Annotated in this window: 22 protein-coding genes and 1 pseudogene; 6 read left to right on the top strand and 17 right to left on the bottom strand. The window is 67.5% G+C overall.

Annotated features, from left to right (window positions below):
* Nucleotides 1-101: 101 nt before the first annotated feature.
* Nucleotides 102-1511: a guanine deaminase gene (locus tag H0B43_RS32515; RefSeq protein ID WP_185729725.1), complete on the top strand. Its 1410-nt coding sequence runs from the start codon at nucleotides 102-104 to the stop codon at nucleotides 1509-1511.
* An 89-nt stretch (nucleotides 1512-1600) separates the two neighbouring features.
* Here H0B43_RS32515 and H0B43_RS32510 read toward each other — a convergent pair whose 3' ends face one another.
* The 3 genes from H0B43_RS32510 to H0B43_RS32500 all read right to left on the bottom strand — a co-directional run bounded on the left by H0B43_RS32510 (nucleotide 1601) and on the right by H0B43_RS32500 (nucleotide 3831).
* Nucleotides 1601-2074 carry a DUF4440 domain-containing protein gene (locus tag H0B43_RS32510; protein ID WP_185724187.1) on the bottom strand — a complete coding sequence of 158 codons (474 nt, stop codon included), beginning with the start codon at nucleotides 2072-2074 and terminating at the stop codon, nucleotides 1601-1603.
* A gap of 669 nt (nucleotides 2075-2743) precedes the next feature.
* On the bottom strand, nucleotides 2744-3262 hold the full coding sequence (locus tag H0B43_RS32505) for a hypothetical protein (protein ID WP_185724188.1): 519 nt from the start codon (nucleotides 3260-3262) through the stop codon (nucleotides 2744-2746).
* Nucleotides 3259-3831, bottom strand: coding sequence for a hypothetical protein (locus tag H0B43_RS32500; protein ID WP_185724189.1), 573 nt, complete (start codon nucleotides 3829-3831; stop codon nucleotides 3259-3261). The genes H0B43_RS32505 and H0B43_RS32500 overlap by 4 nt, the downstream gene beginning before the upstream one ends.
* Before the next feature lie 666 nt (nucleotides 3832-4497).
* Here H0B43_RS32500 and H0B43_RS41885 point away from each other — a divergent pair.
* Nucleotides 4498-4647, top strand: coding sequence for a helix-turn-helix domain-containing protein (locus H0B43_RS41885; protein WP_312033642.1), 150 nt, complete (start codon nucleotides 4498-4500; stop codon nucleotides 4645-4647).
* On the opposite strand, the gene H0B43_RS32490 is transcribed toward H0B43_RS41885, so the two are convergent.
* The 3 genes from H0B43_RS32490 to H0B43_RS32480 are packed head-to-tail and all read right to left on the bottom strand — an operon-like array spanning nucleotide 4577 to nucleotide 7783.
* Nucleotides 4577-5809, bottom strand: coding sequence for a YbfB/YjiJ family MFS transporter (locus H0B43_RS32490; RefSeq protein ID WP_185724190.1), 1233 nt, complete (start codon nucleotides 5807-5809; stop codon nucleotides 4577-4579). The genes H0B43_RS41885 and H0B43_RS32490 overlap by 71 nt on opposite strands.
* A 40-nt stretch (nucleotides 5810-5849) precedes the next feature.
* Nucleotides 5850-6749 carry a LysR substrate-binding domain-containing protein gene (locus H0B43_RS32485; protein ID WP_185724191.1) on the bottom strand — a complete coding sequence of 300 codons (900 nt, stop codon included), beginning with the start codon at nucleotides 6747-6749 and terminating at the stop codon, nucleotides 5850-5852.
* Complete coding sequence (locus H0B43_RS32480) at nucleotides 6731-7783, bottom strand: nitronate monooxygenase (protein WP_185724192.1); 1053 nt, start codon at nucleotides 7781-7783, stop codon at nucleotides 6731-6733. Before H0B43_RS32480 ends, H0B43_RS32485 begins: the two co-directional genes overlap by 19 nt.
* Before the next feature lie 129 nt (nucleotides 7784-7912).
* On the opposite strand from H0B43_RS32480, the gene H0B43_RS32475 reads away from it, so the two are divergent.
* Nucleotides 7913-8782, top strand: a complete 870-nt coding sequence (locus H0B43_RS32475; protein ID WP_185724193.1) for a LysR family transcriptional regulator — start codon at nucleotides 7913-7915, stop codon at nucleotides 8780-8782.
* Here H0B43_RS32475 and H0B43_RS32470 read toward each other — a convergent pair.
* From H0B43_RS32470 to H0B43_RS32455, 4 genes and pseudogenes are all read right to left on the bottom strand, one after another.
* Nucleotides 8770-9456: a pyridoxamine 5'-phosphate oxidase family protein gene (locus tag H0B43_RS32470; protein WP_185724194.1), complete on the bottom strand. Its 687-nt coding sequence runs from the start codon at nucleotides 9454-9456 to the stop codon at nucleotides 8770-8772. The two genes, H0B43_RS32475 and H0B43_RS32470, sit on opposite strands and share 13 nt — an antisense overlap.
* Nucleotides 9453-10893, bottom strand: a pseudogene (locus H0B43_RS32465) (MFS transporter). The gene H0B43_RS32470 and the pseudogene H0B43_RS32465 overlap by 4 nt, the downstream one beginning before the upstream one ends.
* A gap of 59 nt (nucleotides 10894-10952) precedes the next feature.
* Nucleotides 10953-11942: a nitronate monooxygenase family protein gene (locus tag H0B43_RS32460; protein WP_185724195.1), complete on the bottom strand. Its 990-nt coding sequence runs from the start codon at nucleotides 11940-11942 to the stop codon at nucleotides 10953-10955.
* A 240-nt stretch (nucleotides 11943-12182) separates the two neighbouring features.
* Nucleotides 12183-12923 carry a lipoate--protein ligase family protein gene (locus tag H0B43_RS32455; protein ID WP_185729726.1) on the bottom strand — a complete coding sequence of 247 codons (741 nt, stop codon included), beginning with the start codon at nucleotides 12921-12923 and terminating at the stop codon, nucleotides 12183-12185.
* 219 nt (nucleotides 12924-13142) lie between these two features.
* Between H0B43_RS32455 and H0B43_RS32450 the strand changes: the two genes are divergently transcribed.
* Nucleotides 13143-13580 carry a cupin domain-containing protein gene (locus H0B43_RS32450; RefSeq protein ID WP_185724196.1) on the top strand — a complete coding sequence of 146 codons (438 nt, stop codon included), beginning with the start codon at nucleotides 13143-13145 and terminating at the stop codon, nucleotides 13578-13580.
* Nucleotides 13581-13599: 19 nt separating this feature from the next.
* On the opposite strand, the gene H0B43_RS32445 is transcribed toward H0B43_RS32450, so the two are convergent.
* From H0B43_RS32445 to H0B43_RS32430, 4 genes are read right to left on the bottom strand one after another with little or no spacing between them, the layout of a single operon-like run.
* A complete protein-coding gene (locus tag H0B43_RS32445) occupies nucleotides 13600-14343 on the bottom strand; it encodes a cobalt-precorrin-6A reductase (protein ID WP_185724197.1) in 744 nt (247 codons plus the stop codon).
* A 2-nt stretch (nucleotides 14344-14345) separates the two neighbouring features.
* Nucleotides 14346-15095, bottom strand: a complete 750-nt coding sequence (gene cobM, locus H0B43_RS32440; RefSeq protein ID WP_185724198.1) for a precorrin-4 C(11)-methyltransferase — start codon at nucleotides 15093-15095, stop codon at nucleotides 14346-14348.
* Entirely contained in the window at nucleotides 15092-16327 is a 1236-nt protein-coding gene (gene cbiE, locus H0B43_RS32435) for a precorrin-6y C5,15-methyltransferase (decarboxylating) subunit CbiE (protein ID WP_185724199.1), read from the bottom strand. Before cbiE ends, cobM begins: the two co-directional genes overlap by 4 nt.
* Complete coding sequence (locus H0B43_RS32430) at nucleotides 16324-17100, bottom strand: SDR family NAD(P)-dependent oxidoreductase (protein ID WP_185724200.1); 777 nt, start codon at nucleotides 17098-17100, stop codon at nucleotides 16324-16326. Before H0B43_RS32430 ends, cbiE begins: the two co-directional genes overlap by 4 nt.
* Nucleotides 17101-17130: 30 nt before the next feature.
* Between H0B43_RS32430 and H0B43_RS32425 the strand changes: the two genes are divergently transcribed.
* Nucleotides 17131-17544 carry a TIGR03618 family F420-dependent PPOX class oxidoreductase gene (locus H0B43_RS32425; protein ID WP_185724201.1) on the top strand — a complete coding sequence of 138 codons (414 nt, stop codon included), beginning with the start codon at nucleotides 17131-17133 and terminating at the stop codon, nucleotides 17542-17544.
* Here H0B43_RS32425 and H0B43_RS32420 read toward each other — a convergent pair.
* A complete protein-coding gene (locus H0B43_RS32420) occupies nucleotides 17504-18262 on the bottom strand; it encodes a polyprenol monophosphomannose synthase (protein WP_185724202.1) in 759 nt (252 codons plus the stop codon). The two genes, H0B43_RS32425 and H0B43_RS32420, sit on opposite strands and share 41 nt — an antisense overlap.
* A gap of 118 nt (nucleotides 18263-18380) precedes the next feature.
* Nucleotides 18381-19520: a Xaa-Pro peptidase family protein gene (locus H0B43_RS32415; RefSeq protein ID WP_185724203.1), complete on the bottom strand. Its 1140-nt coding sequence runs from the start codon at nucleotides 19518-19520 to the stop codon at nucleotides 18381-18383.
* Nucleotides 19521-19556: 36 nt separating this feature from the next.
* Between H0B43_RS32415 and H0B43_RS32410 the strand changes: the two genes are divergently transcribed.
* Complete coding sequence (locus H0B43_RS32410) at nucleotides 19557-20513, top strand: 5'-3' exonuclease (protein WP_185724204.1); 957 nt, start codon at nucleotides 19557-19559, stop codon at nucleotides 20511-20513.
* A 9-nt stretch (nucleotides 20514-20522) separates the two neighbouring features.
* Here the strand turns inward: H0B43_RS32410 and H0B43_RS32405 are convergent, their stop codons facing one another.
* Nucleotides 20523-21215 (bottom strand): DUF4333 domain-containing protein, encoded by a 693-nt coding sequence (locus H0B43_RS32405; RefSeq protein ID WP_185724205.1) that lies wholly within the window; start codon nucleotides 21213-21215, stop codon nucleotides 20523-20525.
* Nucleotides 21216-21292 lie beyond the last annotated feature (77 nt).

Below are 21292 nucleotides of genomic sequence, written 5' to 3'. Positions count from 1 at the left end.
ATCCAATCGTGAGTGCGGCAGTGTTCGTCGCGAGAGCGCTGCCGGAGCCGAAGTTCGTTGCAAAAGGCATGATCCGCTATCACTCGACGGGAGTTCAGCACATGGCAACGCACACCCACCTCGGGCACATCTTCCACATCGCCGGCGCGCCGAAAGTGACCGAAGCCGCGGCCGCTCTGACATCGATTCCCGACGGTGCTCTGGTGCTCGACGACAACGGGCGAATCGTGTTCTGCGGGGATCGAGTCGAGATTCCGTCGGACTACGAGTCCGCCACGGTGCACGACCATCGCCCCGGTTTTCTGCTGCCGGGATTCGTCGACACCCACGTCCATTTTCCGCAGACCTACGCAGGCGATTCCTACGGCGGCGGCCAGCTGCTGGAGTGGCTGACCCTGTGCATGTTCCCGTCGGAGGCGAAGTTCGCCGACCCCGAGTTCGCGCAGCAGGCAGCCGTCGAATTCACCAACCGCCGTATCGCGGCCGGCACCACCGCCGCCATGGTGTTCGGATCGGCGTTCCCCCACGCTCAGGATGCACTGTTCACCGAAACGAAGAAGGCCGGTCTGCGCATCGTCAGCGGTCGCGGAATCCAGACCGTCGGCGACGAGACCGCGCGGCCGCTGATGACCTCCGAAGAGGACGCCATCCGCCTCACCCGCGAGGAAATCGACAAGTGGCACGGCGCCGACACCGGCGATGTCGCCACCGCGCTGCTGCACGTGGCGATCATCCCGCGGTTCTCGCTGTCGGTGACGCCCGAGACCTTGAAGAACCTCGGCGAGCTGTACGACGAGGTGCGCGACCGCGGGGTGTACGTGCACTCCCACCTCAACGAGAACAATCGCCCCAGCACCGGTGAGGTCGATTCCACCAAACAGACCTATCAGGTGAACTCGTACCTCGACACGTACGACGGGAAGTTCCTGCCCGGCTCGGCGGTCGGCGGAAAGAGCCTGCTCGGCAGGCGGACCATCCTCGCGCACTGCGTGCACTGTCAGGATGCCGAGCTCGAACGGATGGCCGAGACGGGTACGTCCGTCTCGCACTGCCCGATCTCACAGCTGTTCCTGGGGTCCGGAACGATGCCCTGGAAGCGCACCGTCGCGTCGGGCGTCACCATCTCGGTGGGATCCGATTTCGGCGGCGGCGACGAATGGCTGATTCCGCGGGTCCTGGGCGATGCGTTCAAGGTGCACATCACCGAACCGGGTGATGACGGGGTGTCGATGCATCCGGCCGAGATGTTGTTCATCGGCACCCTCGGCGGTGCCCGGGCCCTGGACATGGAGAACAGGTTCGGCAACTTCGACGTCGGGAAGGAAGCCGACTTCATCGTCGTCGACCCGTCCGGCACGCCCGCGCTCGACCATCAGATGCGCAACGCCGTCCGCGCCGCCGATCCCGACCTGGCCCGCGATCAGACCCTGTTCGGGCTGCTGATGGGGATCCGCGAGTCGTCGATTGCCGAGGTCTATGTCGCCGGGCGCCAGGCAACCTCGTCGTCGTAGATCACGATATGGCGTGACCACCGCCGCAGAACGATCACCCTGTCTGCGGCGGTGGTTGCTGTCGGCAGGAAACACGCGCCATGCATGCGTCAGCTCTGGGGATTCACCGAGGAATGGTGGTTGGCGATCAACCAATTTCCGTTTTCGTACCGATAGACCCATGACACCCGGGCCTCCACGTCTTGACCGTTGGAATTGATGACCCAACGGCCCACATTATAGGCGAGGTTGCATTCCGAATACTTGAAGCTCTCCACCATTCGGCTGGTGGCGTTGGTCTTGATCAGGTTGACGAAATACGCCGTGATCTCTACGGGAGTGTCGGCGATCGGCACCGAAAGTGTAGGCAGCAGTACTGCATCCGAGCGGTACAGCGCGGCCACCTTGCTCGCGTCCCCGGATACCAGCGCATCATTCCATTTCGTAAAAAGCGCATCCAACTCGCTGTCGGTCGCGCGGACACAATTGCCGTCGTCAGCCGACGAATTGCCCGACGAACACGAGACTGCAGACATCGCCACTGCGAGAATGACTAAGCCCACGCCGCACGGTTTGGCATTCATACCAACCTCCGTTGAGAATGACGGGTACGGAAACTGACCGAACGAACCAATAAAGCGTAGCTGTCGGATCACGTATTGCGGACTCGATTCTCTTCGGAACAAAAGTGCATTCTCCGCCCGAATTACGTCCATCCCAGTGCAGTACCGAACCTCGCACCCGTATCCTCTCCGTCTGGAAGTACCGACGGCGCGGAGCCACGCCAGCGGGAGGGCGGGGCCGGAGCGCCGCGACGGCCGGATACGAAGGAGCGAGACGATGCCGATGGCGCCGTTCGACCCCATCCACCGCGATCTACACACCGGCTCACGCCTGGATGTACGAGACCATCGTGGCACCGGCGGTCTACAACTCACGCCATGTCATCGACGAGCACTTTCTGCGGTTTCTCGCACCGTGGGCTGATCCCGGAACCCAGCGGGAACGCCCCGAGCGTTCCCGATCAGCTGCGCCGAATGTGGTTCGACACGGCCGGAACTCCCTCCCCGCACCAGATTCCGGCACCGACGACCGCATTCGGCTCGGACCGCGTTCTCTACGGCAGCGACTACTGCTGGACCCCTGCGACCCGCCCGCCAGATCGCCTCCCTCGACGCCGCCGAGCAGCCCGCGCCCGCCACGTGGCGGTCGTCGACCACCCGCAACGCCCACAAACTGTTCCCTCGGCTCTCTCAGACCGTGAGCAACCGCTGGAAGAACTCGCGGTAGCGCTTGAGCGCGAGACGAAGATCCTCCGTCGAGCCCTCTTCACCGCGAGCCCACTGCTCCTCGAGACGCGAACGTGCCTCCGAGAAGCCGGTTGTCAGCCGGTCGACGACATCCTGTACGAGGCCGTCGGCCTTCTGGACGCACTGTTTGGGATCGTCGACGAAGCTCGACTGCACCTCGTCCCAGCGTAGTCGGAGGACCGAAAGCTCGTCCTCGGCGAACAGTGACTGTCCAGACGAGGTTTCGTCCCTCGCTGCCGGCGGTTCGGTTCCCGGAGTCGCAGGTTCGGCTGCCCGAGCCGGCGGCCCGGTCTGCTCGGTCGAGCGTTCGGCTGCCTGGGTCGCGGGTCCGGTCTGCTCGGTCGGAGGTTCTGCCGCCTGAGCCGGAGGTCCGGTTTGCTCGGCCGGACCGGCGGGTGCGGGTGCGGGTGACGACTCCGCCACCGATCCAATGTTCTCGGGTTGCTGATCCTGGGTGGTCATGCGCGCGTCTCCTCTGGCTTGTCTTTGGTCTCGTCCGTCTCGAGCAATTTTTCGAAGAGTGCGCGGTAGTGCACGAACGCCTCGCGCTGCTTCTCCGTACCGACGTCGCCCTGCTCCTGCGACAGAAAGATGTTGTGCGCCGTGCGGTAGTTCTCGACGACTTTCGGGTGGTCGACCGAAATGTCCGCAGCCCGCTGGTCGAAGTCGTCGATCGGGTAGCCCCGTTCGCGCATGACGTGGATCACGAGTCGGTCCGCAGCTCCGACCGCGCTGGACGGATTGTCGACGAACTCGATCTGCACCGTCCGCCACGAGTCCGCGTACTTCGCTCGCGCATCGGGCGACAGCGGCACGATATCGAGCTTCTCTCGCTTTCGTTCCCGTGCGGCGAGTTCGTCTTCCGCGGCGCTCTGGTCGCCGACCTCCCCGACGGTCCGCTCGTATTCGGGACCGAATCGTTCCTTCAGCCGTTCGGTCCTCTTGCGACTGCTCACCGAGCGGGACGCAATGACCGCCAGCACGGCGATCACGACGACCGCCGCGATCAAGATCCATCCCCAAACAGGCATTTCCTCAGACCTCCTCGTCCTACGACGGAATACCCCGAATAACTCATTCGAAAAACGGCACTTCTGTCTGCGAGAACGATGCAGACGCGACCGGACGTACGCCCGGCTAACGTCCGGCGCTCACAGCCGTATATGCCTTTCGTGATGGGGGTAGTTGCTGATCTGGTGCGGGAGATGACCGAGGTGATGACGTCGCGGTTTGCCGCCGGTACGGGCAGCGCAGGGCCGGTCGCCGTGCCGCCGCGGCGGACCGCCCGTGACTGCCACCGCTGCGCTCGGGGATCGAACTGCCGACATCGCTACGCCGGATCCGTCTCGGACGGTGATCCGGGCGCTGCGCAACTCGGACTGCAGTTCACCGATGGATTCGCCATTGCGGCCTTCGCCCCAGTTCCGCAGTGCGTACAGCGCCCTGATCGACTCGGTCGTCTACGCACATCTCCCCTGCGAGGGTGAGTATCCCCGGGCAGCCCACCGTCGCGTGATTCGTGACATCGGCTCCTACGCAACGACGATCAGTGCACCTCCCGTCGTCGCCGCGGTGGGTGGCATCGCCGAGAAGCATCTCGACAGGTTCGACGTCATCGATGCGATCCGAGCGTACGACGCCGCCCATCACACCAACTTTCTGATCACCTGCGCGCGTACTTCGATTCGGACGCGAACGTGTCCAGGGCCGCGGACCGAGTGCATGTGCACGGCAATACCATTCGCTACCGGCTCACCCGTCTCACCGAGGAGTTCTCTATCGACTTCGACGATCCGACCACACGCCTGAGGCTGTGGCTCCGTCTCGTGTCGACAGACGCCATGTGAGGACGGGCATCGCCGCGGCGGCGAGTGCCGCGGCGAGCACGATGCCCGAGGCGACCAGCAACGCCAGGTGGTAGCCGTCGGACAGCAGCGGCGTGACGAGAAGCGGGCCCGCGATCTGGCCGAGGCTGTATCCGCTGGTCAAGATCGCGACCGCTCGTGGGAACTGGAGGTCGGCCCCGATCGCCAGCGACATCTGGCTGATGCCGAGGAATGTTCCCCCGAACAGGAACGCGGACATCAGGGCCGGCCAGATGCCGTCCGCCACCGCGGGCAGCGCGATGCCGACGGCCTGAACGACGAGCGCGATCACCAGCAGGATCGGACGGGACCATCGTCGGCCGAGCAACGCCCAGAGCGGACCGGATGGCAACGCCGCCAACCCGACGAGCACCCAGGCGCCACTGCCGGCGAGGCTGCCCGCGGTCCGATTGATCGCCGCGACGAGGAACGTGCCGGCAATGATGTAGCCGACGCCCTCCAGGAAATAGCTGACGAAAAGAGCACCGAACCGGCGGAACACTTTGCCGCCGAACTGTGTCCGCTCCGCGGCGGTCGCGGTGGCCGCGTGTGTCGGTGCAAGCGTCCACGCCGCCGGCGTGCAGACCACGGTCAGCAGCGCCGCCGCCCACCACACCGAACCCCACGTGCTCAACGACCGCAGGATGAGGACGACGAGCCCGGACAGCGCGATGCCCGCTCCGATTCCGCCGAACGCCCAACCCGACAGGTGCGCCGCGTGCCCGCGCAGAGTGGAATGCATGGCACTGACGGCGATGACGAAGACCATCGCACTGGTCACACCCGCCCCGAATCGCAATATACCCCAAGCTGTCTCGCTGGACGTCGCCGGCATCAGCGCCAACGTGGCGGCCAGGACGAGCATCGAGACGCGCATGGCCACCGCCGAGCGCACCACCGCGGGGAGGACGATTCCGGCGAGCGCCCCGAGGAGATAGCCGAGATAGTTGGCCGTCGCCAGGGCGGCGCCCACCGACGGTGTCAATCCCGCCTGGGCCTCCATCAGAGGCAGAACCGGGGTGTAGACGAAGCGTCCGATGCCCATGGCGGCCGCCAATGCCGCCCCCACCTGGCCGACCGTGAGCCACGGGGATGTCGGTGTTCGGAGCGTGATTCGCGTGTCGGCGCTACCTATTGCATTCATGCCTTCTCTTCCAACGGCGTTCGGGGGACTCGCCACCGATCTAGCGAGCGACGGATTTCAGCGACGCCGGGCGCCTGGACTCGTGGGTGTGGAACAGGAACCGCGACAGGGCCGGTGTCATCGTCGAATCCTTACGGCGGACAAAGAGCGTCTCCGCACGCGAGTCGGCCGGCGCGAGGTGATGCACCTTCAAGGACGACGCCAGCGGCGACGCGGTCACCACACCCAGGGGCAGCAGGGTCACGCCCATTCCCGCGGCCACACACCCGAGGACGCCCTCGAGAGTTCCGAACTCGAGGACGTCCGGCGCCGGCAGTTCGTGCTGTTCGAAGAGCCGCTCGAGTCGGGCCCGGTAGGCGCAGCCGGCCCGCAGGACGAGGACCTTGTGCCGCCGTCCGTCGGCTCGCGCCGAGTCCAGATCCACGATGCGGACACCGCTCACCAGCACCAATTGCTCGATGAACACCTGCTGGGAGACCAGATCCGGATGCCGCACCGGTCCGCAGACGAAGGCCCCGTCGAGTCGATGCTCGAGCACCCGGGCGGTGAGGGCGTCGGTCGTGTCGGTCGTCAGGATGAAGTCGACACGGGGGCATTCTTCGCTGAAGGCGGCCAGCACCCCGGGGAGCCGCAAACCCGCGGTGGTCTCCATGGAGCCGATCGCGAGTCGACCGGAAGGATCTCGATCGTCGCCGACGACCTGCGTCACTTCGCGTACGAGCCGAGTGATGTGTTCGGCGTACGGCAGCAGACGTTCGCCGGGGTTCGTCAGAGTCACTCCACGCGCATGGCGGCGAAACAGTTCCACTCCGAGTTCGTCTTCGAGCGCCCGGATCCGTGAGCTGATGTTCGACTGAACCGTCAGAAGTTCTTTCGAAGCCCGGGAGATTCCCCCGGCGCGGGCTACGGCCAGGAAGAAGCTCAGGTCGCCGATGTCCATGACACTTCGCGTGCTTCTCGCCACAGGTCCCGGACGATCACTTCGGCGGGGGCCGACCGGGCACTGCGGTACCCGACGCCGGCCCACAGGGCGAGGCCCTGCGGGTCGTCAGCGGCGCCTGCCGCGGCCCGCAGCCCACTCGTCAGCAGGTGGACCTGCGGATATGCCGTCACCGCGTGGGCATCGAAGTCGGTGATGAAGTCGTTGACCAGGCCACGGGCGGGACGACCCGAGAACGCGCGGGTGACGACGGTTTCGGTGAACCGGTCGTCGTGCAGCGCGGCGCGGTGAGCGGGCTTGGTGCCCGCCTCGTCGGCGTCCAGGAGCGCGGTACCGATCTGGACTGCAGCCGCACCGGCCGCGAGCATTGCAGCGACGTCGTCTCCGGTCGCTATTCCGCCGGCGGCAACGATGGGAAGGTCGACGGCGGCGCGGGCCGCGTCGACCAGGTCGCGGGTCGAACGTGGGTCCGGCTCCGCATCTGCGTCGAGCGTCGCCCGATGCCCGCCAGCGTCGACTCCTTGCAGACAAATCGCATCGACTCCCCGCTCGGCGGCCGACCGCGCCTCATCGACATCCGACACCGTCGCGACCACGGCACCGCCGGCAGCGTGCAACCGATCGACGACGTCTCGTGGCGGAAGCCCGAACGTGAAGGACACCACGGGAACGGCAAGCTCGACCGCGAGGCCGACCTTGGCTTCGAAGGCGTCGTCGTCGTGGTCGACGACCTCGGGCAGAACCACCTGCCTGCGTTCGGCGAGCGGTTGCAACCGCTCCCGGTAGGCCTCCACCGCGGCACGGTCGGCCAAGGGGCGGCCGGGGACGAAAATATTGAGACCGAACGGTGCGCCCGTCAGCGCGCGAACCGCATCGACCTCACGCCGAACCGCCTCGACGCTCTTGTACCCGGCGGCAAGGAAACCGAGGCCACCGGTAGACGAGACCGCAGCAACGAGTTCGGGGGTGCTCGGCCCTCCCGCCATGGGCGCCCCGACGATGGGAATTCTGAGGTCATCCTCGAAATCGAACACCAGGATCCTTTCGGTCGATGGATGGGCGACCGCCGCGGTTCACGCCGTTCTCACCCTCCCGTCCACAATCGTGCACCGCTGCGTCGGGGAGCGGAAATGCCGTTTCGGCTGGATCTATGCTTGGCAGTTATGACCATCGAACTGCGGCATCTGCGGGCGGTCGTGGCGGTCGCCGAGGCGGGCTCGTTCACCGCTGCGGCGACCGCGGTGCACATCACACAGCCGGCGCTGACGCGAACGGTGCAGCAACTCGAGGCCTCGCTCGGAGTACGGTTGTTCGACCGGACCTCGCGTGCGCTCGCCCTCACCGAGGACGGCGCCGGGTTCGTCGAGAAGGTGCGCGTCGTTCTCGGTGATCTCGATTCCGCGGTTGCGCTGTACACCAACCGATCCCTCGCCCTCGGCTTCAGTTGGCTTCTCCCCGATCCGTGGGCGCAGCAGGTGATCGACGACGTCGAGAAGAACTCTCGGGCCACCGTCGTTCCGCGTCGCTGCGACGACCCGATCGCCGCACTGAACAACGCCACCGTGGACGCTGCCGTCGTCCGCCGGGATGTCCCGGGTGACGAGTTCGTGCAGCATCCGTTGTTCGAGGAGCAGCGGATCGCGGCGGTCTCGGCGGCCTCGCCACTCGCCGGGCGCGAGTCCATCGACTGGGCCGAGTTCGGAACGCTTCCTCTGGTCATCAACACCCTGAGCGGAACCACATCCGAAGATCTGTGGCCGAACCACGACGGTCCGGTGGTGACCTGCTCGAACTTCGACGAGTGGCTCGAACTGATCGCCGCGGATCGCGGCGTGGGCACGGTTCCGGAAGTCGCCCGGAGGCGCGTGACACACCGCAATGTCCGGTTCATCCCGCTGGTCGGTGCTCCGCCCGCGGTCGTGAGATTCGTGTACCGCCGCAACCGGGTGACGCCACTGCTGCGGGTGTTGCGGGACGCCGCGATCCGCAACTCTCCCCCGCCCATCGGTTCCCCCGTCCGTCAACCCCGCTGACCGTTCCCGCAGCCACGCAGTTGCGAGATCTCCCGCTCCAGTTCCGTATTACGGGTTTGCAGGACGTCGATTTCATCCTGCAGTCCCTTCCGGGCCAACGTGAGCGATTCCCCCATTCGGGCCTCGCCGTACTTCGGGGGAATGTTCTTCGTGCAGTTCCGGTCCAGCGCCTCGACGTGGACGACGAGCGCGCGGTCACAGCCGGCCTTGAAAACCCCGCCGGGGGTGGTGAGGAGCCCAGCGACGAGATCCGGATCGTCGGCGCGCTCGACGACCTCGGCCCGCCCGTAGACCTTGACTCTGGTGCGGGTGGGGTAGTCGATGAAGAAGAGGGCGACTGCGTCGTTCGCGTCGAGGTTGCCGATAGTGACGAACTGCTGATTTCCCGGATAATCCGCGAGCGCAATCGTCGAGGAGTTCAGCACGTGTACGAAGCCGGGCGGGCCGCCCCGGTGTTGGATGTAGGGCCACCCGGAGGGCGTCACCGTCGCGATGAAGAACGAGTCGGCAGCTCGGATCAGTGCGGTTACCCGGGTGTCCAGTTCGTCGGGCCCGCCGACGTTTTCGCCCTGCGCTCGCCTCCGCCCGTACCGGTGGATGCTTCCCGTCGCCTTCTGCCGCTCGGCGACCGGGGCGGTGAACGCGATCGCGCCGTACCGGGGCGTGCCGTTCATGATGTCGCGGCCTCCGGCGCCGGAACGGATTCGCGCGGGTGTTCCGCTGTCGCCGAGATCGATTCGGCTGCGTACTCGGAGTCGATTTGCTTCCAGGCTTGCCGGACGACCGGACTGTCCACTCCGCGCCGCAGCGTCAGCACGAACACCAGTGCCGTGATCGCAGTGACCGCGATGGGATAGATCAGACCGGCGAGCACGTTGCCGGTCGCGGTGTTGAGCGAGAGCGCCACCAGAGGGGTGAAGCCACCGAACACCCCGGTCCCGAGGTGGTAGGCCAGGGACAGTCCGGTGTAGCGGATCTGTGGTGGGAACAGCTCGGACAGGAATGCCGCCGTGGGCCCGTAGATCATGGTGACGAAGATGACCTGGATCGTCAGAGCCAGGACCATCTGGAACTGGTCGCCGTGGACGGCGGCGTGACGAATCCACGCGAACAGCGGAAGGTAGCCGGCTGCCGAAAAAACGAGGCCGCACAGGATGATCCGGGTCCGTCCATGCTTGTCGGACAGCTTTCCGAAGAGGACGAAGAACGGTGTCGCGATGACCAGTGCGATTCCGACGGAGACATTGGCCGTGAGGAAGTCGATCTTCAGGATCGTCTGCAGGAAGTACAGCGTGTAGAACTGGCTCGTGTACCAAGCGACTCCCAGACCTGCCGTGACCCCGAAGAGCACCACGAGCAGCAACGCGAAGGCCGGTTTGTGCGCGACGGCGTCCCTGATCGGGGAACGCGAGAGGTTCCCACTCTTTCGCATCTCCTCGAACACCGGCGACTCGTGCATCTTCATGCGGATCTTCAGCGAGAACAGCACGAGGACCGCGGACAGAAGGAACGGGATCCGCCAGCCCCACGAGTTGAATGCACCCTCGCCCAATCCGACCCGGCAGAGCACGATGACGCCGATCGACAGGAGCAGACCGCCGGTCGCGGTGGTTTGGAGAACACTCGTGAGGGCGCCGCGTTTCTCCGCCGGGGAGTTCTCGGCGATGTAGACGACCGCGCCCCCGTACTCTCCACCGATCGCCAGTCCCTGCAGCAACCGCAGCGTCACCAGCAGTATCGGCGCAAGGATTCCGATGTGGTCGTAGGTGGGCATCAGTCCGAGCATCGTGGTGGCGCCGCCCATGATGAGCAGGGTGGTCATGAACGTTTTCTTGCGTCCGATCCGGTCCCCCATCCGGCCGAACACGATGGCGCCGATGGGGCGTACGACGAATCCCGTGCCGAAGGCCGCGATCGTGACGAGAAGTGCTGCGGTTCCGTTTCCTTCGGGGAAGAAACATCCCGGAGAAGACAACGGCGAGGCTGCCGTAGATGTAGAAGTCGTACCATTCGATCAACGTTCCGACGCTGGACGCGGCAATGATCTTACGAAGACTGCTCTTCGGGACACCGCTGCCGGGAAGGGGTGGTGAGACGGACTGGCTGGCCATGGGGAATCCTTCTGGAGGGACACGCAGAGTGGGGTGTGCGAGGTTGCGTCCATCGGGTGCTAGGAGCCGATGGATACCAGGTCGTGGGAACTGCGGCCTAGGATGGCGGCGGCGGTGCCGACCATGTCGTCCATGATCGACGCGACGGTCTCGACGCGATCGATCTGACCGATGACCTCACCGATGATCAGATTCGCGACGTCGTAGTTCTCGGCCTTCACCGCTGTCAGGAACTGCTCCTGCATCTCCCGGAGCGCGTTCCGCAGGCCCGGCTCGTCGCCGTGCCATCGTCGGATGAAGCCGTTGTGCAGGACTCTCCCCGAGTACCGGGTCGGCCAGGGCTTCTCGCGCACGATGTCGAAGGCGCTCTGCCTGATCGTGTCGTCCCCACCCGCCCGCAGCGCGCGGTGCTGGGCCGCACGCGGAATCGCCGCCTCCTCGGCCGCCCAGAACCTCGTCCCGACGAGCGCGCCGTCGGCTCCGAGCGCGAGCGCGGCCGCCAGGCCCCGGCCGTCGCCGATTCCGCCGGCCGCCAGCAGCATCACCTCCGGCGACTCTCGCTGAAGGTAATCGGCGATCTCGGGAACCAGGGTGAACGTCGATCGGGTTCCCGTTCCGTGGCCGCCCGCTTCTCCGCCTTGAGCAGCGATGACGCTCGCACCTACCTCGATCGCGCGGCGCGCCTGCGCGAGATTGTGTACCTGGCAGATCAGCGGGATTCCTGCGGCGCGAATCGCAGGCGCATGCGGCGCGGGGTCGCCGAACGAGAGGAAGACGGCCGCCGGTCGGTAGCCGATCGTCTTCTGGAGGAGCTGCGGTTGCTGCGCCATTGACCAGGTGATGAAGCCACAACCGACCGCGTCGGCCATCACGTGGTCGAACTGATCCTGCAGCCAGGTTTCGTCACCGTATCCGCCGCCGATGAGTCCCAACCCACCTGCCTCGGCGACGGCAGTAGCCAATCGCCGATCGGAGACGTAGTCCATGGGTGCAAGGACTACCGGGTGTTCGATTCCGAATTTCTCGGTCAGACGGTTCTGCAGACTCATGCTGGGCTCCTCCACACATTCCCGACGTGTCGCCGTGTTCTCCACGTGCTGCACGTCACACCGGACGCTTTGCGACAACGCTAGAAGCCGGCAGAACAGGGGTCCAACGGTTTGTACCGAAGCTTGCGTTCTCCGGGACAGAACGCTCGCGGAGCCGATCGTGCCGGACTGGGATAGTCGAATCATCGGACACTGGAGGTTATTTCGGTGATCGAGCAGGGATGCGCCAGTGCCGGGCCCTCATGCCACGTGCGCATCGCGCAGGTTCGCGGCCTCCGCGAGAACGTCAGGATCTGCGGTCCGTTCGTGGACTACGCCGATCTCGGCAAGGATTGCGGCCCGGACCTGTCCGAGACTGAGCGACGGGTTCAGGTCCGTGAGGGACGCCGCCGTGCCGGGGTCGAACTCGAGGTCGAGGGCGGCGTTGACGTCGGTGAGCACCGCGCGCACCGGAGCCGAGTCGGAGACGACGAGTTCGAAGCCGAAGAGCCACGCCCCGGCGACTATTCGCTGCGCGGTGCCCGCCAGCTTGACGCGACCGGCGCCGTTCACCGTCCACTCACCGGGGCAATACTCACCGGGGACCGGTCCGATCCGGGCATCGACCCCCAGTTTCCGCAGCACGGCGACGAGTCGTGGAGTGATCCGCTGGAAGCGCGGGCGGGCTCCGAGCATGCCTTCCGAGTCCCGGGAGAAGATCTCCACGACGAGCGTCTGTTCGTGGTACGCCGCCGCGCGACCGCCTGCGCCTCGGACGAGGGGGGTGAATCCGTGTTGCCGTGCCACCTCGGCAGCGACCGGAAACTGCGGTCGGACAGCATCGAGCCGGCCGAACGACAACGTCGGTGCGGGACTGTAGATGCGGACCAGTGCAGGGGCATTCGGCTCTCGCGCGGTGCGACGGAGAAGCGCCGTCGCAAGGGCGGCGTCCGACACGGGATCGTCCGGAAAGTGCGTCGTCAGCAACTGCTCGATCGTCATGGTCGTCCTGCTCACTCCGCTCCGACGTCACACCGCCCGCTCTCGCACGCGCAGGCCCTTCCAGTGTCACCGAGGCCGAGGTCGTCCGCACGATGATCGGGTTTCGCGGATATCCCCGCGGCCCCTCCCCACGAAGCCCTACCCTGAACACGCCGAAATGCACTCCCCCTGGATACCTGCGTACGGTGCGCAGGGCCCGCGCGCCGAGAGGTCGTCACGATGCTCCTCAGATCGAGTGTGGTCGTCTTGTCCTGCGCCGTAGCCGCGGTGCTGTCCACTTCGCCCGCCCAGGCCACGCCGTCTTCGGGCGTGACCGCGCAGATTCTGTTCGAGACCACGGTTCCCGCGGTCGCCGGCAGCTCAGGGGGCACGCATCTCACGCTGCGACGCATCGAGATCGCCCCGGGCGGCACCACGGGATGGCATTACCACGACGGTCCGGTGTATGCGTTCGTGGAATCCGGCGTGCTGTCGCGCACCTTGCAGGACTGCACGACAGCGGTGACGACCACCGGCCAGGCCATCACCGAGGACCACGGCAGCGATCACGTCCACGAGGGCTCGAATCTGGGATCGGAACCACTGGTCCTGCTCGCGTTCTACACCGAGCCGGAGGGCAAGCCTCTGTCCGAGGACGCGCCGGCACCGGCCTGCTGATCGTCACGTGGCCGGTTGCTCATCGGGTCACCGCGACGATCCACTCGACCGCTCCGGCGATGTCCTCGACCGTTGCCGTCGCCGACGGCAGCGGGGGACGGCGGACCATCAGCACCGGGACCCCGAGTTCGCGTGCGGCGTCGAGTTTCGCGTCGGTCTGCGTGCCGCCGCTGTTCTTGGTGACCAGGACGTCGATGCGGTGCTCACGCATCAGCGCGGTCTCGTCGGCCACAGCGAACGGTCCGCGGGCGAGGAGCAGAGTCGACTGCGGCGGCATCGCCACGTCGGGCGGGTCGATTGCGCGCACGAGAAACCACAGTGCGTGCAGGCCGGCGAAACAGTCCACTTCCTGCCTGCCGATGGTGAGGAAGACTCGCGTGCCCAGGTCGGGCAGCTGTCCGGCCGCCGCGGCGAGGTTCGCGGCGCACACCCAGTTGTCGCCGGGCCGCGGGGACCATGCGGGACGTCGCAGCACGACGAGAGGAATCCCGCAACGGTCGGCGGCGTCGGCGGCGTTGGTCGTGATCCGTGCCGCGAACGGGTGCGTCGCGTCCACGATCGCGTCGACGCGATGCCCGCGCAACCACTCCGCGAGGCCGTCCGCTCCCCCGAACCCGCCGACCCGGACGTCACCGACGGGCAGGCGCGGATCACGGACCCGGCCCGCGAGGGAGGACACGGCCTCGATACCCGGAGTGTCGGCGAGTGCCGCGGCAAGCGCTCGGGCCTCCCCGGTGCCGCCGAGGATCAGAATCCGAGCCACAATCAGTGGGTGCTGCGCTCGCGTGCAGCGGAATACAGGTAGCTGTCCGGAAAGCCTTCGGCGGCAAGCACTTTCCCGACGATCACCACGGCGGTCTTCGTGACGCCCGCCGCCTTCACCTGATCGGCGATGGTGGCCAGGGTACCCCGCAGCACGATCTCGTCGGGACGCGACGCGAACGCGACGACTGCGGCGGGACAGTCGCGGCCGTAGTTCTCGGTGAGTTCCTCGGCGATCTGATCGATCCGGTGCGCACCCAGGTGCACCACCATCGTGGCGCCGCTGCGGCCCAGCGACCGCAGGTCCTCACCCGCCGGCATCGCGGTGGACAGTGTGGACACGCGGGTCAGCACGATCGACTGCGAGACACCGGGAACGGTGAGTTCCCGACCCAGCGACGCCGCCGCCGCGGTGAACGCCGGCACCCCGGGCACCACCGTGTACGCGACCCCGGCGGATTCGAGCCGGCGGACCTGTTCGGCGACGGCACTGAAGATCGACGGGTCACCCGAATGCAGTCGGGCGACGTCCTGACCGGCCGCGTCGGCCTCGATCAGCAGGGCGATGATCTCGTCGAGACTCAGCCGTGCACTGTCGATCACCCGGGCCCCCTCGGGACATTCCGCCAGGAGTTCGTGCGGTACGAGGCTGCCCGCGTACAGGCATACGGGGCTCGCCGCGATGATCCGCTGCGCGCGGACCGTGACCAGGTCGGCTGCGCCGGGGCCTGCTCCGATGAAGTACACCGTCATGCCGCATCACCTTTCGACTGCTTCGTCACCGACCACTGCGCCACCGGCAGTTGCGGCCGCCACGCGGTGAACCCACCGAGCGGCTCGCCGCGGTACACCTGAAATTTGCGGAGCTGCCCACCGCACCGGGAGAACCACTGCAGCAGAAGCGCTTCCGACTCCGCAGTCACAGCATTGACCACCAGCCGACCGCCGACCCGGAGCCGGGACCAGCACTCGTCGAGCAGACCGTCCTGCGTGACACCGCCGCCGACGAAGATCGCGTCGGGCGCGGCCGATGCGGGTGGTACGACTCCGAACGCGGCGGGTGCGTCGCCGAACACGGCGAGGGACGGCACCCCGAGCGCTGTCGCGTTCGCCTCGATCTGATCGCCCCGGGCCGCGCTGCGTTCGAAAATCACTGCCCGGCAACGCGGATGGGTGCGCATCCATTCGATCGCGACGGTGCCGGACCCGCCTCCCACGTCCCACAGCAACTCCCCGGCCGCGGGGGCGAGCGCGCACAGCGTCAGGGCGCGGATCTCGTGTTTCGTCATCTGCCCATCGCCCGTGAATGCGACGTCGGGCAGTCCCGGCATCCTGGTCAGCCGGGAGGTATCGGCGTCGGCTCGGCAGTCGATCGCGATCACGTTCAGCCGGGGCCCCGGTTCGTGCGCCCATCCCGACGCGGTGCCGTCGAGCCTCGATTCGCCCGGGCCGCCCAACTCGCCGAGCACGCTGAGGCGCGAGGGTCCGAACCCGCGCTCGGTCAGCAGATCCGCCACAGCCGCGGGGGTGTGTTCGTCCCGGCTCAGCACCAGCAGTCGCGTCTGATCGCCGAGTGCGGGCAGGAGTGTGTCAACGGGCCTGTTCACGAGACTGACCACCGGCGTCTCGTGCGCCGCCCAGCCCAGGCGGGCACAGGCCAGGGTGGCCGAGGACGGATGAGGGATCACCCGCACCCGCTCCGCGCCGAGAAGGTCGACGAGCGTCACGCCGATGCCGTGGAACATCGGGTCGCCGCTGGCCACGACGCACACCCGCCGGCCGTGGTGCTGCTCGAACAGGCCGGGCAGCGCGGGGACCAGCGGCGACGGCCAAGTCACCCATTGCGCGGCGAGGTCGGGAAGCAGGGCGAGTTGACGCGCGGAACCCATCACGACGTCGGCGCCCACGATCTCGCGTCGCGCAGACGGCGCCAGACCGTCCCACCCGTCGGCGCCGATCCCGACGACGACGATCGGGTCGGTCATCGCGGCATCCGGCGCCAGACGGCCTGCGGCAGCAACCGCATGACGAAGAACACGGGGCGCAATCGTCCCGGCACCCAGACTCGGCTCGCACCGCGGTGCAGGCTGCGCACGACCGCATCCGCGACCTGAGCGGGTGTGCTCGACATCGGAGCCGGGGACATGCCTTCGGTCATCCGGCCGATCACGAACCCGGACCGGACGAGAAGGAGCGAGACACCGCTGCCGTGGAGGGCATCACCGAGACCCGAGGCGAACCCGTCCAGGCCGGCCTTCGCGGACCCATAGACGTAGTTGGCGCGGCGCACGCGCACACCCGCGACCGACGAGAACACGACAATCCGCCCCGACCCCTGTTCGCGGAGCAGGGTGGCGAGATGCGTGAGAACACCCACCTGCGCCACGTAGTCGGTGTGGACCACGGCGACGGCGTGCCGTGCGTCCCGCTCGGCGCGCGCCTGGTCGCCGAGAATGCCGAACGCCAGCACCGCGACCGCCAGCGGGCCGTGGGCATCGACGACGGAGCGCAGCAGCTTCTCGTGGCTGTCGAGATCGTCGGCGTCGAATTCGACGCAGTCCACCGCGGACGCACCTGCGTCGAGCAGCGACTGCCGTTCGGCGGCGAGTTCGGTGCTGCGGCGGGCCGCGAGAACGATCGTCCGGCCGGGCGCAAGCCGCGAGGCGATCTCGAGGCCGATTTCGCTGCGACCGCCGAGGAGGAGGACCACCCCGTCGTCGCCGGGCTTCCCATTGTGCTTCTTCGATCCCACGCTCACCCGTCCAGTGTCCTGGATTACCGTCGGAGCATGGACCGCACCCCCTCCACCTCGATCCGCTTGACCGATGCGGCGCTCACCTTCCTCGGCGAATACCACCTCGGGACGCTCACGACGCTCCGCAAGAACGGCACCCCGCACGTCGTCGCCGTCGGCTTCACGTGGGATCAGGAGCGCGGGCTCGCTCGGGTCATCACCAACGGCTCCTCGCAGAAGGCCCTCAACGCCGCACGCGGCGGGTACGGCGCCGTCAGCCAGGTGGACGGACCGCGCTGGATGACCCTCGAGGGCCCGGCCCGGGTCCTGACCGACCCCGAGTCGGTCGCCGACGCCGTGGCCCGCTACGCAGCCAGGTACCGCCAGCCCCGGGTGAACCCGACCCGGGTGGTCGTGGAAATCGCCGTCAGCCGCGTACTCGGCTCGGCTGCGCTGCGTCACGACTGAACCGCAGCTTCCACGGAACCAGCGCGGACTCGAGCTGCACGGCCAGGCTCATCTTGGACACGCCGTCGGTGCGCTCCTCGAACCGGATCGGGACCTCGGCGATGGTCATGCCGCGCTGCACCGTCCGGTAGTTCATCTCCACCTGGAACGCGTACCCGTTGCTCTGCACGCCGTCGACGTCGATGGCCCTCAGCGTGTCCGCATGCCATGCCTTGAACCCGGCGGTGGCGTCCTTGACCCGCAACCGCAGGATGGCGTTGACGTAGAAGTTCGCCCACGCGGACAGCGCCTTGCGATGCCAGGGCCAGTCGCTCGCGACCGCCCCGCCCGCCACGTAACGGGAGCCGAGCACGACGGCCGCGTCCGTCGTCGCCAGCGTCTCCACCATCCGCGGGATGGCCTCGGTGGGGTGCGACAGGTCGGCGTCCATCTGGATCACGATGTCGGCTCCCTCCGCCAGCGCCCGGGTCATCCCGGCGACGTAGGCGCGCCCGAGACCGTCCTTCACCGTGCGGTGCAGCACTCCGACCGGGATCGGGCCGCTCTGCGCGAGCGCGTCGGCGACATCGCCGGTGCCGTCCGGCGAGTTGTCGTCGACGACGAGCACGTGCAGGTTCGGGATCTGCAACGCCGCGAGAAGCTCGACGATCTTGGGCAGGTTGTCGCGTTCGTTGTAGGTGGGTACAACGACGGTTACCTTCGGGGCGACGCTCTCCATGACACCTTCGTGTGATCTGTGATCCCGCCGTGCCGTGGACGGGCAGCGGCGAGTGCGGTCGTGAACAAATGGGAGATGTTACTACCCGCGCCGCACCGCCCCCGCACGCTCCCGGCGCTCAGCCCGGAAGGACGGTCAACCCGTGGGGCCGGGTGTTGACCGGCTCACAGCCGTCGGCGGTCACGATCACGATGTCCTCGATCCGGGCGCCCCACTCGCCGCGGAAGTAGATTCCCGGCTCCACACTGAACGCCATTCCCTCGGCCAGTGCGATGCCGTTACCCGACACGATGTAGGGCTCCTCGTGCACCGACAACCCGATTCCGTGCCCCGTCCGGTGCACGAACACCTCGGCCAGACCCTGCGCGGCCAGCAGGTCCCGGGCCGCGGCGTCGACCGCCTCGGCGGTGACTCCGGGACGCACCAGGTCGACGGCCGCCGCCTGCGCCTCCTCGAGGACCGCGAACTTGGCTGCCACCCCGGGGTCGGGTTCACCCATGCTGTACGTGCGGGTGGAGTCGGAGTTGTAGCCGGGTTCGACGGGTCCGCCGATGTCGATGACCACGACGTCCCCGGACTCGACGACCCGCTCCGACACCTCGTGGTGCGGGTCGGCGCCGTGCGGGCCCGACCCGACGATGACGAACGCCGCTTCGGTGTGCCCCTCCTCGAGGATCGCCGCAGTGATGTCGGCCGCCACCTCGGCCTCGGTGCGGCCGACCTTCAGGAACTCCCCCATGCGGGCGTGCACGCGGTCGATGGCCTGACCGGCCCGGCGCAGCGCGTCGATCTCCGCGTCGTCCTTGACCATCCGCAACTCCCGCAGCACTCCCGTGGCCAGCACCGGCAGCGCACCGAGTGCCTCCGACAGCGGAATCAGGTGCAGCGCAGGCATCGCATCGGTGACGGCGGTCCGGGCCGGCGACGGCAGCAACGCCGATACCAACGCATACGGGTCCACCCCGTCCACCCAGTCGCGGATCGTCAACCCGAGTTCGGCCGCCGCCGATTCGGTGAGCGAGGCCAGTTCGAGCCGCGGCACCACGACGGACGCGGTGTCGCCGTTCGCGGGGATCACCAGGCAGGTGAGCCGCTCGAACGACTCCGCACGCGAGCCCAGCAGATACCGCAGGTCCGGTCCGGGAGTGACGAGGAGGCCGTCGAGTCCGGCGTCGCGGGCCAGTGCGCCTGCGCGAACGATCCGGTCGGCATAGATGGTGGTCGGGAAGCGTGAAGTCGATGCGCCGAGGGAACTCATGGCTTCAGGCTAAACCGGTTTGGCAGGATGAGGGTCATGACAGGGCCTCTGCTTCTCCTCGACGGTGCCAGCCTGTGGTTTCGCGCGTACTACGCGCTGCCCGACTCGATCACCTCACCCGACGGTCGATCCGTCAACGCGGTGCGCGGATTCACCGACATGGTGGCCGCACTGATCACCAAGCACCAGCCGTCCCGGCTCGCGGTGTGCCTCGATCTCGACTGGCGACCCGCGTTCCGCGTCGAAGCGGTGCCCACGTACAAGGCGCACCGCGTCGCCGAGGACACCGGCGGGGCCGAGGAAGAGGTCCCCGACACCCTGTCGCCGCAGGTCCCGATGATCCTGGATGTCCTGGCCGCCACCGGAATCGCGACCGCGGGCGCCGAGGGCCTCGAAGCCGACGACGTTCTCGGCACCCTCGCCGCCACCGAGACCCGGGACCCGACCATCGTCGTCACCGGCGACCGCGACCTCCTGCAGGTCGTCACCGACCACCCGGTGCCGGTGCGGGTGCTGTACGTGGTGCGCGGCCTCGCGAAGGCCGAACTGCTCGGGCCCGGCGAGGTGGCGGCGAAATACGGGGTGCCCGCCGACCGGGCCGGCGACGCCTACGCGGAACTCGCGCTGCTGCGCGGCGACTCGTCCGACGGGCTGCCGGGTGTGAAGGGAATCGGCGAGAAGACCGCGTCGAGCCTGATCATGCAGTACGGGTCGCTGACGGCTCTGCGGGCCGCCGCGGCCGATCCCGAATCCGACATGGCGAAGGGTGCGCGTGCGAAATTCGCCGCGGCCGCCGACTATCTCGACGCGGCGCTTCCTGTGGTGCGGGTGGTCCGCGACGCGGACGTCGAATTCTCCCGCGAAGACACACTGCCCGCCGAACCGGTCGACGCAGACCGGCTCGGCAGACTGGCGGAGGAACTCGGGATCGAGAATTCCGTGGGCCGTCTCACGGCGGCGATGAAAAAGGTGGCCGCCGCACGGGTTCCGTGACGGGCTGGCCTAACTCGGGCGGCTCACCTCGTACGTGCCCTTGTCGTCGGTGAAGGTGAGAGTGACCTGCTTCTTCTCGCCGTCGACGGTCAGGCTGCACGTGAAGCTGTTGCCCTTCTTCACTTCCTGATCGGCCGGGCACGTCACACCGGAGACGTTCTCGGCGCCGTACGAATCGGTGACGATGCGTTCGACACCGTCCTCGGCGGCCTTCTGGTCGAGCGTGTCCGTGCCGAACACGGTGAACGCGAGGACGAGCGCGATGCCCACGATCACCAGCAACGCCACCACACCGCCGATGATCAACGGCAGCTTCGACTTCCCCGACGACGGCGGCTGCCCCCACTGCTGCTGCCCGGGAGTCGGCCCCCACTGCTGCGGCTGACCCGGCTGCTGGCCCCATTGCGGCTGACCGGGCTGCTGACCACCCCACTGTCCGGGACCCGGCTGTCCGAGCTGACCGGGCTGCGGCTGCTGACCCCACTGAGGTTGTCCGGGTTGCTGGGGGTGCTGGCCCCACTGTTGCTGACCCGGTTGCTGAGGCTGACCCGGCGCCGGCTGCCCCCACGGCTGGGCGGGCGGCTGCTGACCGTACTGCGGCGCCCCGTATTGGCCGCCCGTCTGGTCAGGATTACCCTGGCCCGGTTGCTGTCCCTGGGCCCATTGCCCGTTCGGGTCGTTCGGTCCGTAAGGGCCGCTCATCGTCGCCTCCCGCTCACGTGTCAAGTTTTGTACCCACCGTAACGCCCCACCATCGGATTCGGGCCTTCGGACGGCGT

The sequence above is a fragment of the Rhodococcus sp. 4CII genome (assembly GCF_014256275.1).
Taxonomy (GTDB): domain Bacteria; phylum Actinomycetota; class Actinomycetes; order Mycobacteriales; family Mycobacteriaceae; genus Rhodococcus_F; species Rhodococcus_F wratislaviensis_A.
The sequence above is the reverse complement of the archived record's forward strand: the minus strand, read 5'-3'. Positions and strand labels throughout refer to the sequence as shown.

Coding starts and splice junctions, on each gene's coding strand:
- H0B43_RS32475 (WP_185724193.1), top strand. CDS start 7,913: ATGACCATCGAACTGCGGCATCTGCGGGCGGTCGTGGCGGTCGCCGAG.
- H0B43_RS32500 (WP_185724189.1), bottom strand. CDS start 3,831: ATGCCTGTTTGGGGATGGATCTTGATCGCGGCGGTCGTCGTGATCGCC.
- H0B43_RS32420 (WP_185724202.1), bottom strand. CDS start 18,262: ATGGAGAGCGTCGCCCCGAAGGTAACCGTCGTTGTACCCACCTACAAC.
- H0B43_RS32460 (WP_185724195.1), bottom strand. CDS start 11,942: ATGAGTCTGCAGAACCGTCTGACCGAGAAATTCGGAATCGAACACCCG.
- H0B43_RS32425 (WP_185724201.1), top strand. CDS start 17,131: ATGGACCGCACCCCCTCCACCTCGATCCGCTTGACCGATGCGGCGCTC.
- H0B43_RS32455 (WP_185729726.1), bottom strand. CDS start 12,923: ATGACGATCGAGCAGTTGCTGACGACGCACTTTCCGGACGATCCCGTG.
- H0B43_RS32515 (WP_185729725.1), top strand. CDS start 102: ATGGCAACGCACACCCACCTCGGGCACATCTTCCACATCGCCGGCGCG.
- cobM (WP_185724198.1), bottom strand. CDS start 15,095: ATGACGGTGTACTTCATCGGAGCAGGCCCCGGCGCAGCCGACCTGGTC.
- cbiE (WP_185724199.1), bottom strand. CDS start 16,327: ATGACCGACCCGATCGTCGTCGTCGGGATCGGCGCCGACGGGTGGGAC.
- H0B43_RS32505 (WP_185724188.1), bottom strand. CDS start 3,262: ATGACCACCCAGGATCAGCAACCCGAGAACATTGGATCGGTGGCGGAG.
- H0B43_RS32410 (WP_185724204.1), top strand. CDS start 19,557: ATGACAGGGCCTCTGCTTCTCCTCGACGGTGCCAGCCTGTGGTTTCGC.
- H0B43_RS32485 (WP_185724191.1), bottom strand. CDS start 6,749: ATGGACATCGGCGACCTGAGCTTCTTCCTGGCCGTAGCCCGCGCCGGG.
- H0B43_RS32510 (WP_185724187.1), bottom strand. CDS start 2,074: ATGAATGCCAAACCGTGCGGCGTGGGCTTAGTCATTCTCGCAGTGGCG.
- H0B43_RS32415 (WP_185724203.1), bottom strand. CDS start 19,520: ATGAGTTCCCTCGGCGCATCGACTTCACGCTTCCCGACCACCATCTAT.
- H0B43_RS32450 (WP_185724196.1), top strand. CDS start 13,143: ATGCTCCTCAGATCGAGTGTGGTCGTCTTGTCCTGCGCCGTAGCCGCG.
- H0B43_RS32490 (WP_185724190.1), bottom strand. CDS start 5,809: ATGAATGCAATAGGTAGCGCCGACACGCGAATCACGCTCCGAACACCG.
- H0B43_RS32470 (WP_185724194.1), bottom strand. CDS start 9,456: ATGAACGGCACGCCCCGGTACGGCGCGATCGCGTTCACCGCCCCGGTC.
- H0B43_RS32405 (WP_185724205.1), bottom strand. CDS start 21,215: ATGAGCGGCCCTTACGGACCGAACGACCCGAACGGGCAATGGGCCCAG.